Below are 12921 nucleotides of genomic sequence, written 5' to 3'. Positions count from 1 at the left end.
GGCCGTTAGCGGGGCAGAGTGAGGATCTCGGCGCCGGCGTCGGTAATCGCCACCGTGTGCTCGCTGTGGGCCGTGAGGCAGCCCGTGGCGCTCCGGAGCGTCCAGCCGTCGGCGTCCGTCACGAGCTCCGCCGTGTCGAGCATCGCCCACGGCTCGATCGCGAGCAGCAGGCCGGGGCGCAGCCGGTAGCCGCGGCCCGCGCGGCCGTCGTTCGCGATGTGCGGGTCTTGGTGCATCGTCGAGCCGACCCCGTGCCCACCGAACTGCAGGTTGACCGGATACCCGCTGCCGCGCAGCACCTCGCCGATCGCGCTCGAGATGTCGCCGATACGTGCCTTCGGCCCCGCGGCCGCGATGCCCGCTGCGAGCGCCCGCTCGGTCGCGTCGATGAGCGCCGCACCCTCGGGAGTCTCGGTGCCGACGAAGAAGCTGATTGCCGCGTCGGCGACCACGCCGCGCAGCGACACCGCGAGGTCGAGCGTCACGAGGTCGCCGTCGCGCAGCGCGTAGTCGAAGGGCTTCCCATGCAGCACGCCGTCGTTCACCGACGTGCAGATGTAGTGCCCGAACGGCCCCTCACCGAACGACGGCTCGTAGTCGACATAGCACGACTCGGCACCCGCCCTCGTCATGAGGTCGCGGGCGAGCGCGTCGATCTCGAGCAGGTTCGTACCCACCGAGGCGAGCTGCTTCCCGGCCTGAAGAATCTCGGCGACCAGGGCGCCCGTGTCGCGGGCGCGGGCGATCTCGGAGGGGGAGAGGACTTCGATCATGGGTGGGTCCTTTGAGGTGGGTGGGAAAGGCGGGCACCCCGCCTGGCATCGCGACGTAGTGCAAAACACCCCCGCCTTCGGCGGGGGTGTTTTGCACTACGTCGGGATGACAGGATTTGAACCTGCGACCTCCTCGTCCCGAACGAGGCGCGCTACCAAGCTGCGCCACATCCCGATGTGCCGAACAGGTCGGCAACTCGACAATACTACCCCACGGCGGGGCGGAGTCCAATCGGCGGTGGCTACTTCGCGACGAGGGTCACGAGCGACGCCTCGGGCGGGCAGAACGTGCGGAACGGTGCGTAGATCGACGTGCCGAGCCCGCGCGAGACATGCAGGGGCACGTTGCGCCCGTCGGCCGTCCAGCTCGAGAGTCCGCCCGCCTGCTCGGTCGGCAGGTCGCAGTTCGAGATGAGCGCCCGGCCACCGGGCAGGCACACCTGGCCGCCGTGCGTGTGGCCCGCGAAGAGCGCCTCGACCCCCGCATCCGCCACGAAGCGGTCGAGGATGCGCTGGTACGGCGCGTGCACGAGCCCGATCGTGAAGTCCCACTCGCCACCGCGGCGGGTGAGCCGCTCCTGGTCGGCGAGCGCCGCATCCGGCCGGTCGACGTTGATGTGCGGGTCGTCGACGCCGATCATCCGCAGCCGCAGGTCGCCGACGCGCACGATCGCCGCCGTGTTCGTGAGGTCGACCCAGCCGAGGTCGTCGAAGAGCAAAGCCCGCAGGCCCGCCTCGTCGAGGTCGCGGGGGCGCTCCACCTGCTTGCGGTCGCGTCGGAAGTACGTGAACGGGTTCTTCAGCACGGGGCCGTAGTAGTCGTTCGAGCCGAACACACTCACCGCAGGAATGCCGCGGAACGGTTCGAGCATCTCGGCGACGCCCGGCAGGCCGTCGCGGTGCCCGAGGTTGTCGCCCGTTGCGACGATGAGGTCGGGCTGCAGCTTCGCGAGGCCGCGCACGAAGCGTTGCTTCTTGCGCTGACCCGGCGCGTAGTGAAAGTCGGCGAGGTGCAGGATGCGCAGCGGCGCAGACCCGGCCGGCAGCAGGGGCAGCTCGTAGCGGCGCAGCGTGAACCGGCGGCGCTCGATGCCAACCGCCCAGGTAACGAAACCGAGGCCGCCGGCGACAAGCGCGGCGGCCCCGATTCCAAGGGTACGAATCCCGCGCATATTACTCCGCGGTGATCTTTACGGTGTCATCGGGCCCGACGACCTCGCCGGCCGATGGCGTCGTGCTCTTCACGGTGCCGTCTTCGGGGCCCGACCACTGGAACGAGTTCCCCTGGTCGCCGAGGCCGGCCTCAGAGAGCGCCTGCGTCGCCTCGTCCTTGTCCATGCCCGTGATGTCGGGCATGGGGATGCCGTCGCTATCGTCGCCACCATCCCCGCTCGACGGGCTGATGGTCACGGTCGAGCCCGCTGGCACGCGGGTGCCGGGCGACGGGTTCGACTTCGCGATGTTGCCCGAGTCCTCTTCGGAGCTCACGGACGAGCCCACTGACACCTCGAAGCCCGCCGATTCGAGCGCCGAGGTTGCGGCGTCGATCGACATGCCGACGACGTCGGGCACCGTGACGTTCTCCTTCTTCACCGTGTCGCCGGTCGGCGCCGGGAACGTCTCGGCGCCGTACTCGGAGATGCCGAGGTTGAGGATCGGCTGCGCGATCTGGTGTCGGGTCCAGCCGTAGCCGAGGGTTCGGAGGTTGGCCCAGCGGCCCTCGTACATCTGCGTGTTGCCGACCCAGACAGCGAGCGAGAAGCCGGTCGTGGCCGCGACCATCCAGGTCTGCGCCGCACCGTCACCGTTGCCGACGGTGCCACCGGTCGTACCGGTCTTACCGATGATCTCGCTCGTGAGGCCCGGGTTCGAGGCGGTACCCGAACCGGCCGACATCACGGTCTTCATGGCGAGTGCCATGGCGTGCGCGACCTCGGGGTCGATCGCCTGCGTGCAGTCGCTCGACGGCGGCTCGAGCTCGGTGCCGTCGCGCAGTGAGAGGGCCTTGATCGGGGTGGGGCTGCAGGTCTCGCCGTCGTTTGCGATGGCGGCGAACGCCGTTGCGAGCGAAATCGGTGCGACGTAGTTACCACCACTGCCGATGATGTCAGAGGGGCGCGTCTCGAGCGGTGTGCCATTCGCGTTGTGCACGCCGAGCGCTTCCGCAATGTCGGCGGTCGTGCACTGGTCGAGCTTCTCGGCCATCGCGAGGAACCCGGTGTTAATCGAGTCCTGTGTCGCCTTGATCGCGTTGATCGAGCCGAACTTGGCACCCGCGTCGTTGCCAGGGGCATACGAGGCGTTGCCGCCGACGCGGTCACACGATTGATAGAACTGGTCGAACGTACGGTCGGCCGCCGAGAACTGTTCGTAGAGCGAGTGGCCAGATTGCAACCAGTTCGCGAGCGTAAACACCTTGTACGTCGACGCGGGTTGGAAGCCAGACGAGCCGCCATAGTTGTAGTCGGTGTTGTAATTCACCGCGGTGGCGCCGGGATTATCGGCGGCCGCCTCGGTCACGTCGTACTCGGTGTTCTGTTGCATCGCGAGCACGTAGCCGGTGCCGGGCTGCACCGCGACGGCCGTGCCACCGAAGTTCACGCCCTCGATCGAGGCGGGCAGGTTCGTGTTCACGACGTCGGTCACCTGCTGCTGCAGGTCAAGGTCGACCGTCGTGTCGATCTGGTAGCCCTTGGTCTTGTAGTTGAAGAGTCGTTCCTCGTAGGTCGCGCCGAAGACCGGGTCGTTGAGAATGACCTTCTCGACGTAGTCGCAGAAGTACTCGGTGTCGTACTTCGCGTTCATGCACCCCTGCTCGCTCGGGGTGATGTTCGGCGTGATCTCCTCGGCCTTCGCCTCGTCGTACTCCGCCTGCGTAATCGCGCCCTCGTCGAGCATCCGGCCGAGCACGTAGTTGCGGCGGTTCGTCGAAGCCTCGAGGTTGTCGGGGTTGTCGATACGGAACGCGTTCGGGTTCTGCACGGTACCGACGAGCGTCGCCGACTCCGAGAGCGTGAGGTCCTTGGCGGGCTTGCCGAAGTAGTACTGAGCGGCCGCCTCGATGCCGTAGATCTGGCCGCCGAACAGGGCGATGTTCAGGTAGCCCTGAAGGATCTCCTCCTTCGAGAACTGCTGCTCGACACCGATCGCGAGCCGCATCTCCTGCAGCTTGCGGCCCATCGAGATCTCGGTCGCATCCTTGTAGGCCGCCGCCTGCTCTTCCGGGTCGAGAATCGCCTCGGCCGCCTGCACGCGCTGGTTCCGCACGTACTGCATCGTGATCGTCGAGGCGCCACCGCCGTCGTCGCCGATGATGCCGACGAGCAGTGCGCGGGTCGCCGAGATAACGTCGACGCCGCCGTGCTCGTAGAAGCGCGGGTCTTCGGTCGAGACCGCCGCCAGCGGCACGTATTCGGAGATGTCGTCGAGCGACACCTCGACGCGGTTCTGCGAGTAGACCTCGGCGAACTTCGTGCGCTCGCCGTTCAGGTCGCCGTAGAGCTCGGTCTTCTGCTGCAGCGGCTGAATCTCAAGGTAGTCGGGCAGCGACTCGAACAGGGTGATCGACGAGTTCGCAGCCACGCCAGCAACGGCAATGAGCGGGGTCACGAGAGCCGCGACCAGCACGCCCGCAATACCGCTCATCCCGAGAAGGCCGAGAATCGTCGCAACGGCGTTGCGTTTCGGCGCAGTGGAGGAGTTGTTAGGCATGCTGACTAGGGTAGTTGGAAACGGGGTATTCCGGGCAGCGCGTCCAGAAACTGAACGCCGTTTTCCGCCGCTGACGAGGGAGATTTCGCATGACCAACTGGGAGTACTTCATCACTCCGCTGCCGCTGCACACGCCCGGCGCAATCCTCAATAACTGGGGCAAGCAGGGGTGGGAACTCGTGCAGATCGTCATGAACGAGCAGGGCGGCGCCGTCGCCTACATGAAGCGCCCCCTCGCCGACGCGGCGAGCGAGTAGGTAGAGCCGGAATAAGGGAATGACCATGAGCAAAGTCGAATCCGCCCTGCGCGAGCTCGGTCTCGAGCTGCCCGCTGTCGCCGCACCCGCCGGTGACTACGTGCCGGCCCTCACCGACCGCGGCACCGTCTACACGTCGGGCCAGCTGCCGTTCGTCGACGGCGCGCTCGCGACGACCGGCCGCGTCGGCGACGGCGTCGACGTCGACACCGCGAAGGAACTCGCGCAGACGGCCGCGCTCAACGCGCTCGCCGCGATCAAGCAACAGCTCGGCGACCTCGACCGCGTCACTCGGGTGCTGCGCGTGACCGTGTTCGTAAACTCGGCCGCCGACTTCACGCAGCAGCCGCAGGTCGCCAACGGCGCCTCCGAACTGCTCGGCAAGGCGTTCGGCGAGCGCGGCCGACACACGCGCTCGGCCGTGGGCGTCGCCGCGCTTCCGCTCGGCTCGCCCGTCGAACTCGAGCTCACGGTGGCCTACGAATAAGTAGGCCACCGCGGCGCGAGCCGTCGCTAGTCTTCGGCGCCGGCCGCGACGTTCTCGGCGATTGAGGCCATGACGCCCGCGTCGGTGAGCGTCGTCGTGTCGCCGACGGTACGGCCCTCGGCGACGTCCTTGAGCAGGCGGCGCATGATCTTGCCCGAGCGCGTCTTCGGCAGTTCGTCGACGACGAACACGGCGCGGGGCCGCGCGATCGCGCCGATGTGGTCGGCGACGAACTTTCGCAGCTCGGCCGGCACATCCGCCTTCGCGATCGCGTCGGCCTGCGAGCGCTTCAGCACCGTGAAGGCGACGGGCGCCTGGCCCTTCACCTCGTCGGCCGCGCCGACGACCGCGGCCTCGGCCACGAACGGATGCTCGACGAGGGTCGATTCGATCTCGGTGGTCGAGAGGCGGTGGCCCGAAACGTTGAGCACGTCGTCGACTCGGCCGAGCAGCCAGAGGTCGCCGTCGAGGTCGACGCCGGCGCCGTCGCCCGCGAAGTAGCGGCCGGGGAACTGCGACCAGTAGGTCTCTTGGAACCGCTCGTCGTCGCCCCAGATGCCGCGGGCCATCGACGGCCACGGCTCGGTGATCGTGAGCAGGCCGAGCTCGCCCGGGTCGACGCGGTTGCCCTGCTCGTCGATCACCTCGACGACGACGCCCGGAACCGGCTTCTGTGCCGCTCCCGCTTTGAGAGCATCCTGCGTCGGGATCGGCGCGATCATGTGCGCGCCGGTCTCGGTCTGCCACCACGTGTCGACGATCGGGGTCGTGCCGCCGCCGATGACCTCACGGAACCACTCCCACGCCTCGGGGTTGATGGGCTCGCCGACCGAGCCGAGCAGGCGCAGCGACGAGAGGTCGTGGCGCTGCGGGATCTCGCGGCCCGTCTTCATGAACCCGCGGATCGCGGTGGGGGCCGTGTAGAAGATCGTCACCCTGTACTGCTCGATGATCTCGAACCAGCGGTCGAGCGTCGGGTAGTCGTTCGTGCCCTCGTACATGACCTGGGTCGCGCCGGCGAGCAGCGGCCCATAGATCAGGTAGCTGTGGCCGGTGACCCAGCCGACGTCGGCGCTGAGCCAGTAGAGGTCGTCGTCGCGAATGTCGAACATTGTCTTAAACGTGTACTGCACCTGCGTGAGGTAGCCGCCGGTCGCGTGCCAGAGCCCCTTCGGTCGGCCGGTCGTGCCCGAGGTGTAGAGGATGAACAGGGGGTGCTCGGCCTCGAAGGCTTCGGCCTCGTGCGTGGTTGGCTGGCCCTCGATCGCCTCGTGCCACCAGAGGTCGCGGCCCTCCTGCATCTCGACCTCGAACTCGGGACGCTTCACGACGAGCACGTGCTCGACCGTGTGGCCCGGCGCCTTGAGCGCCTCGTCGACGGTGGGCTTGAGGGGGAACACGTTGCCCTTGCGGTTCGAGCCGTTCGCGGTGATGACGAGCTTCGCGTCGGCGTCGTCGGCGCGCTGCCGAATCGCGTCGGCCGAGAAGCCCGCGAAGATCACCGAGTGGATCGCGCCGATGCGCGTGCAGGCGAGCATCGCGACCACGGTTTCGGGAATCATCGGCAGGTAGATCGCGACGACGTCGCCCTTGCCGATGCCGAGCGAGGTGAGCATGTTCGCGGCCTGCTGCACGTCGCGGTGGAGGTCGGCGTAGGTGATCGTGCGCTTGTCGCCCGCCTCGCCCTCGAAGTAGATCGCGACGCGGTCGCCGTTGCCCGCCTCGACGTGCCGGTCGAGCGCGTTCACCGACGCGTTGAGCGTGCCGTCTTGGAACCAGCGGGCGCGCGGCGCGTCACTCCAGTCGAGCACCTCGGTGAAGGGCGTCTCCCACTGCAGCTCGCGGGCGCGGTCGGCCCAGAACCCGAGCCGGTCGGCCTCGGCCTGCTCGCGCAGATCGGTTGGAACGTTCGTGCCGGCGACGAACTCGGCGCTCGGCGGGAAGGTCTCGATCGGGTTGACGAGCTTCTCAACTTTGTCATCGTTCGCGGGAGCAGCAACCATGGGAACCTCACTTCGTTGTGACTTTCGCTTTCGTGCGAAGTCTATGCCGCGGCTGTTGCGAACGGGTTGCGGGGTCTTGACGCGAATACTCAGCCGTCGTTCGGGAACGGGCGCGGGTTGCGCCTCGCGCGGCGGCTGTGGATACGCGGAATTCCACAGGCGCGCGGGCCCGGCGAGCGCTCGCCGCGCGCGTCGTCGACGCTGGTCACATGCCGAGCAACCGCATCCATGACCCCGCCGATTCGTTCGCATCCGACGCGTTCGCCGCCGACTCGTTTGGTGCCGAGCCAGAACCGTTTGTTGTGCAGCGCGCCGCGGACCGGCCCGCGCAGGTGAGTCTCGTCGAGCGCCCGGGGCGCGCCGACGACGGCCGGCCGCGGCGCGAGCTCACGCGCGGGCAGGCCGAGGCGTTCGGGCCACTCGCCGGGTACGTCGCCGACGGCGAGGTGACCGACCTGTTCGTGAACGGCATGTCGGGGCTCTGGGTCGACCGGGGCGACGGCGCCGCGCTCGACCGGTCGTGGAGGGCACCCGGCGAGCGCGCCCTGCGCGAGCTCGCGACCCGCATCATCGCGGCCGGCGGCCGCCACCTCGACGAGGCCTCGCCCTGCGTCGACGTGCGCATCGGCGCCGGCATTCGCGTGCACGCCGTGCTGCAACCCGTTTCGACCGTCGGCACGCTGCTGTCGATTCGGGCGCCGCGCGCGACGCGACTCAGCCTCGACGACCTCGTCGCCGCCGGGTTCTTCTACGACGGGGCCGAAGAGATCGTGCGGCACGCGCTCACGAACCGGGCGAACCTGCTCGTGACCGGCGCGGGCGGCTCGGGCAAGACGACCCTGCTCGGGGCGATGCTCGGCGAGGCACCGTCGCACGAGCGGCTCGTCGTGATCGAAGACGTCGCCGAGCTGCGCATCCGACACCCGCACGTCGTGCAGATGGAGGCTCGCCAGGCGAACGTCGAGGGTGCCGGCGAGGTGACGCTCGAACGGCTCGTGCGCGAGGCGCTGCGCATGCGGCCCGACCGGCTCGTGCTCGGCGAGTGCCGCGGCGCCGAGCTGCGCGAGCTGCTCGCGGCACTGAACACCGGCCACGACGGCGGCGCCGGTACCCTGCACGCGAACTCGCTCGGCGACGTGCCGGCTCGGCTCGAGGCCCTCGGTGCGCTCGCGGGCATGTCGCAGGAGGCGGTCGCGCGGCAGGCGGTGTCGGCGCTCGACCTCGTCATGCACATCGAACGCGATCGGGGCGTGCGGCAGCTCGTTGACATGGGCGAGTTCGGGCTCGACGACCGGGGCCGACTGCGCGTCACGAGTGTGCGCACCGGCAAGCGGCTGGAGCGGCAGGGTGGCTGAGCGGCGCCGCACCGGGCGGCAGCACGAGAGTGAGCAGACCGCCGCGGTCGTCGAGCGGCTCGCGACCCTGCTCGGCGGCGGCGTCGTGCCCGACGAGGCGTGGCGCCGGGTCGCGCAGGCCGAGGCACTCGAGGCCGAGGAGGCGCCCGGCTGTCGGAACCGTGAGTCGACGCTCGCTCGGCTTGCCCGTGCCGTCGCCGACGGCGCGCAGGCAGGCGAGGTGCTGCGCCCGCACCCCGACGCGACCTGGCGGGCGCTCGGGGTGACGTGGGCCCTCGCGATTCGCACGGGTGCGCCGCTCGCCGCGTCGCTTCGGCAGCTCGCCGACGGGTTTCGCGACCTCGGGCAGTCGGCCCGCGACGTCGAGGTCGCGCTCGCCGGGCCGACCTCGGCCTCGCGCATCGTGCTCGCCCTGCCGCTCGTCGGACTGCTGCTCGGCGCCGCCCTCGGATTCGACACGCTCGGCGTGCTCACCGGCAGCGCGCTCGGGTTCGGTTGCCTCGCCATCGGCAGCGCACTCATGCTCACGGGCTGGTGGTGGAACCGCCGGCTCATCGCGAAGGCGACGAAGCACCCGACGACGCCCGGGTTCGCGCTCGACCTCGTCGCGATGGTGATGCTCTCGGGGCGCGCCGCCGCACCCTCGATGCGCGCAGTGCGCGACGCGCTACGCGAGTGGCGACTCGACTCGAGCGGGTTCGAGCGCGCCGGGCACATCGTGCGGCTCGCTGCTGACGCTGGCGTCCCGGCCGGTGACCTGCTGCGCAGCGAGGCGACGCTCGAACGCTCGCGGGCGCGCGCCGACGCGGCCCAGTCGGCCGCCCGCCTCGGCGTGCAGCTCATGCTTCCGCTCGGGGCGTGCATTCTCCCGGCGTTCCTCGCCGTCGGTGTCGCGCCCCTCGTCATCGCGGTGCTGCAGCGCACCCTCGGCGGTGCCTGAGCCGCCGCCCCTGTAAGCCGTGCCGTGCATCCACCCCACCCGAGAGGAACGAACCCATGACCGACATCATCGAACCCCACCAGCCCCGCCGGTCACTCTGGCAGCGCCTCGTGCGGAACGAGTTGCTGCGCGACGAAGAGGGCGCTGCGACCGCCGAGTACGCGATCGTCATTATGGCCGCGGTCGCGCTGGCCGGCGTCCTCGTCGCCGTCGTGCAGTCCGACGCCGTGCGGCAGATCATCGAAGACCTCGTGATCAACGCGTTCGGGTAGGTGCGACCATGCGGATGTGGTGGCCGCGTTCGCGGCACCGGCAGCGGATGCGCGCCGACGAGCGCGGGTCGGTCGCGGTCGAGTTCGCGGTCACCATGCCCGCGGTCGTGCTCGTGCTCGCGCTCTGCATCGGGGCCGTGATCGGCTCGGCGGCCTTCGTGCAGGCGCAGGACTCCGCCGGCGAAGTGGCGCGACTCGCGGCCCGGGGCGACGACTACGGTGCCGCGCTCACCGGGCACGGCGACGGCGCGAGCGCCGAAGTCTGGGACGCGGGCGAGTTTCGCTGCGCGCGCGTCACCGTGCCCATTCAGCTGCTCGGCGCCCAGCTCGGCGTGAGCGCCGACGCGACCTCGTGCGCGTTGCGGGACGTCGACGGATGAGCCGGGCAGGGCGGGGCGTGCGCTCCGAGAGAGGGAGCGGCACCGTGCTCGCCGTCGCGATCATCGGCGCGACGGTCTCGCTCGCGGTCGCCCTCTGCCTCGTGCTCGGCGCCTTCGTCGCCCACACCCGCGCGTCGGTCGCGGCCGATGCCGCGGCGCTCGCGGCGGCCGACTCCGCGTCGGGGCGCATCCCCGGCGATGCCTGCGGCCGAGCGGCCGCCATCGCCGCCGAACACCGCGTCACCCTCACCGGCTGCGACGCCGGCCGCACCGAGACCTTCGTCACCGTCACGACCACGTTCGGCGCGTTCACGATCGGGGCCTCGTCGCGGGCCGGGCTGCCCAGCTCATTCCCGTGAGTGAAATCCATGTCGCAGGCTCGGGATAGATTGCAAGTGCATGAGAAATCACACTCATGCGGCCTCGCAGCCGGGCCACTGGGCTGCCTTCCGAGAAAGACACACACCACGATGACCGATGGCGCACCCGGCCCCAGCGACCGCGTTCCGTTATCCAACAACCAGATGCCGCCGCTGCCGCCCTTGCCGCACCAGCCCGCTTCGCCGCAGCTCAACCCCCAGTACGGTCAGCCCGCAGCGGGGCCCGCACTCGACGTGCGCACCAGCACGACTGCTCCGGCGCCGAGCGGCAAGGCGCCCAAGCGCAAGCAGCGTTCCCGCAAGTTGCCGCTCGGCGTGACGATTGGGGCATTGGTCGTCGTGGTCGCCGCCGCGGCGATCTTGCCGCCCGTGCTGAACCAGCAGCACCTGGCCGACTACCGCGAGCAGGTCACCAAGCTCGACCGCGCGATCGCCAACGCAGAATCACTGATCACTGACGTGCCCGAGGGGTACGAAGCGAGCCTCGTCGCCGACATTGAGACCGGCATCGACGACGCGGAGGCGCTGCTCGACAGGGGCGAGCCCCACGCGTTCTCATTCACGGTTTGGGAGCAGGCCGACGAACTCGCCGAGGCGCGAGAGGGCGTGCACGCGCTCTCCGGCGACCTGGGCGAGGCGCTGCAGGCGAAGGAGGACTTCGGCGACTACGTGACACACGCCGAGGACGTGCTCGCCGACGCGCAGGACCTCCTCGACGAGACATCGGGCCAGGTCGACGACGACGCGACGCGCACCCAACTCGCCGACGCGATCGACGACCTCGAATGGGAGCTGGGGCTCGAATCCGATCACGCAGATGCCGACGGCTACGAGGCCGCGTTGGCCAGCCTCGAAACGGTTGTCGGCGACGTCGAGAGCGCGTCGAGCAGCGTCGAATCCAGCAACGACGCTTGGGCCGCGGCCGAAGCTGAGAAGGCGAAGACCGACCCCGCCAACTACGCCGCGATCTCCGACCGCGACTGGCAACTGCTTTCCCGCGACGCCGACAGCCACTCGGGCGAGAAGTATGTGCTGTACGGCTACGTGACGCAGGCCGACATTGCCACGGGCTCCTACAGCATTCGCGCGGACACCTCGGGCGAACAGCTCGGTCGCTGGTACGACTACAACATCAACACGATCGTGTTCGCCGCCGACGACGAACTCCTGTCATCGGTGATCGCCGGTGACACCGTCAAGCTGTTGGTCGAAGTGCAGGGAACCGCGACGTACGACACGGCCATCGGCGGCTCGGCGACCGCGGTCACCGTGTTCGCCTACTCGGTCGAGGTCATCGGGTAGTCGACCGGGGCCCTCAGTCGCCGAGGGCCCAGTGCTCCGCCCACACGATACGCGTCGGCCACACCTCGAAGGCCGGGGGCGGCGACTCCGGCGACGAAATGAGCGTCGCGAGCGCCGCCCCCGACCGCCGCCCGAACTCGTGCGGCTGCGTATCCAGCGCCGAAATCTGCGGCGCGGCCACCTCGCTCAGCGGGTCGCCCGCGCACGAGGCGATCCACGGCACCGCAGAGTCCGAAAAGCCCAGCTGCAGGGCCGACGAGCACACGGCCGCGAGCCGCTGCCCGGCAAAAATCATCGCGTCGGGGGCGTCCGGGCGCTCGAGCTCGGTTCGCGCGAGCGCGACGATGTCCGTATCCGGGCCGTTCACCGGAAACCTGCGCACGTGCGCCGGAACGCCCAGCGTGTCGCACCACCGCGTGAACGCGGCCGTAATGCGATCGCGCCACGACGACGCCAACGAGAGGTCGGGCGCGACGAGCATCGGGCGGCGCGCGCCAGACGAGACCGCCGAGCGCAACAACTGCCCCATGACGTCGTCATAGTCGATCTCGATCGAGAGGTTCGGCTTCGGCCCGGGCACCGGCGCCCCGTCGGCCGCCACCACCGGAACCCCCGCCGCGACCAGCTCCCGCAGGCGCTCCGAATGCTCCTCACAGTCGATGAACACCGCGCCATCGGCCGTCAACACCCCGCCCGACCGCGGGCGATCGGCGGTCGTGAGCAACACATCCAACCCCGCCGCGTCGGCGGCGTCGACCACCCCGAACGCGAAGTCGACATAGAACGAGAGATGCCGGGCATTGCGCGGCAAATGCAGCTCGATCGCCTGCGTCGCGCCGAGCTTCAGGCTGCGTGCGGCCGAATTCTTGCGGTAGCCGCGGGCGGCCGCGTGGTCGAGCACCAACTGCCGCGTCGCGGGCGCCACCCGGCCCGTACCGTTGAGCGCGCTCGACACCGTGCCGACGCTCACCCCGAGCTCCCGCGCGAGCTGAGGAATCGTGACCCTGTCGACCGCCATGCCGTCGATCCTACGGCGATGCTTGCGTCACGGGCGCGCCGCG

General features: G+C 69.7%; 13 protein-coding genes and 1 tRNA gene. 8 read left to right on the top strand and 6 right to left on the bottom strand.

Annotation, left to right across the window (positions count from 1 at the left end; all coding sequences use genetic code 11):
- Positions 1-5: 5 nt before the first annotated feature.
- The 4 genes from map to G328_RS14245 form a co-directional block, all read right to left on the bottom strand.
- Positions 6-773 (bottom strand): type I methionyl aminopeptidase, encoded by a 768-nt coding sequence (gene map / locus G328_RS0104690; RefSeq protein WP_019618193.1) that lies wholly within the window; start codon positions 771-773, stop codon positions 6-8.
- A gap of 101 nt (positions 774-874) precedes the next feature.
- Positions 875-948 (bottom strand) — tRNA-Pro (locus G328_RS0104685).
- 67 nt (positions 949-1015) lie between these two features.
- The gene (locus tag G328_RS0104680) at positions 1016-1945 is read right to left on the bottom strand and encodes a metallophosphoesterase (protein ID WP_019618192.1); all 930 of its coding nucleotides are present in this window, start codon (positions 1943-1945) and stop codon (positions 1016-1018) included.
- 1 nt (position 1946) lies between these two features.
- Positions 1947-4484 carry a transglycosylase domain-containing protein gene (locus G328_RS14245; protein ID WP_083919553.1) on the bottom strand — a complete coding sequence of 846 codons (2538 nt, stop codon included), beginning with the start codon at positions 4482-4484 and terminating at the stop codon, positions 1947-1949.
- 89 nt (positions 4485-4573) lie between these two features.
- On the opposite strand from G328_RS14245, the gene G328_RS16320 reads away from it, so the two are divergent.
- Both G328_RS16320 and G328_RS0104665 read left to right on the top strand, forming a co-directional pair.
- Positions 4574-4741: a Sp36 family protein gene (locus G328_RS16320; RefSeq protein ID WP_019618190.1), complete on the top strand. Its 168-nt coding sequence runs from the start codon at positions 4574-4576 to the stop codon at positions 4739-4741.
- A 25-nt stretch (positions 4742-4766) separates the two neighbouring features.
- Entirely contained in the window at positions 4767-5228 is a 462-nt protein-coding gene (locus G328_RS0104665; RefSeq protein WP_019618189.1) for a RidA family protein, read from the top strand.
- A gap of 26 nt (positions 5229-5254) precedes the next feature.
- Here the strand turns inward: G328_RS0104665 and acs are convergent, their stop codons facing one another.
- Positions 5255-7231: an acetate--CoA ligase gene (gene acs, locus G328_RS0104660; protein WP_019618188.1), complete on the bottom strand. Its 1977-nt coding sequence runs from the start codon at positions 7229-7231 to the stop codon at positions 5255-5257.
- A 209-nt stretch (positions 7232-7440) separates the two neighbouring features.
- Here acs and G328_RS14240 point away from each other — a divergent pair, with 209 nt between their 5' ends.
- Genes G328_RS14240 through G328_RS15730 form a run of 6 tightly spaced genes read left to right on the top strand, consistent with a single transcriptional unit; the run spans position 7441 to position 11860 of the window.
- The gene (locus G328_RS14240) at positions 7441-8586 is read left to right on the top strand and encodes a TadA family conjugal transfer-associated ATPase (protein ID WP_019618187.1); all 1146 of its coding nucleotides are present in this window, start codon (positions 7441-7443) and stop codon (positions 8584-8586) included.
- Positions 8579-9526, top strand: a complete 948-nt coding sequence (locus G328_RS0104650; protein ID WP_019618186.1) for a type II secretion system F family protein — start codon at positions 8579-8581, stop codon at positions 9524-9526. The genes G328_RS14240 and G328_RS0104650 overlap by 8 nt, the downstream gene beginning before the upstream one ends.
- 56 nt (positions 9527-9582) lie before the next feature.
- Positions 9583-9798 carry a DUF4244 domain-containing protein gene (locus G328_RS14235; protein WP_019618185.1) on the top strand — a complete coding sequence of 72 codons (216 nt, stop codon included), beginning with the start codon at positions 9583-9585 and terminating at the stop codon, positions 9796-9798.
- Positions 9799-9812: 14 nt separating this feature from the next.
- Complete coding sequence (locus G328_RS14230) at positions 9813-10178, top strand: TadE family type IV pilus minor pilin (protein WP_154651519.1); 366 nt, start codon at positions 9813-9815, stop codon at positions 10176-10178.
- Between the two features lie 17 nt (positions 10179-10195).
- Positions 10196-10537 (top strand): Rv3654c family TadE-like protein, encoded by a 342-nt coding sequence (locus G328_RS0104635; protein WP_235619843.1) that lies wholly within the window; start codon positions 10196-10198, stop codon positions 10535-10537.
- Positions 10538-10546: 9 nt separating this feature from the next.
- Positions 10547-11860, top strand: a complete 1314-nt coding sequence (locus G328_RS15730) for a hypothetical protein (protein WP_154651518.1) — start codon at positions 10547-10549, stop codon at positions 11858-11860.
- Positions 11861-11873: 13 nt separating this feature from the next.
- Here the strand turns inward: G328_RS15730 and G328_RS15725 are convergent, their stop codons facing one another.
- The gene (locus G328_RS15725; protein WP_019618181.1) at positions 11874-12878 is read right to left on the bottom strand and encodes a LacI family DNA-binding transcriptional regulator; all 1005 of its coding nucleotides are present in this window, start codon (positions 12876-12878) and stop codon (positions 11874-11876) included.
- Positions 12879-12921 lie beyond the last annotated feature (43 nt).

Origin of the sequence: [Zimmermannella] faecalis ATCC 13722, from assembly GCF_000381765.1 — a bacterium.
Taxonomy (GTDB): domain Bacteria; phylum Actinomycetota; class Actinomycetes; order Actinomycetales; family Microbacteriaceae; genus Gulosibacter; species Gulosibacter faecalis.
Note: the sequence above shows the minus strand (reverse complement) of the source record. Positions and strands in the feature narration are given on the sequence as shown.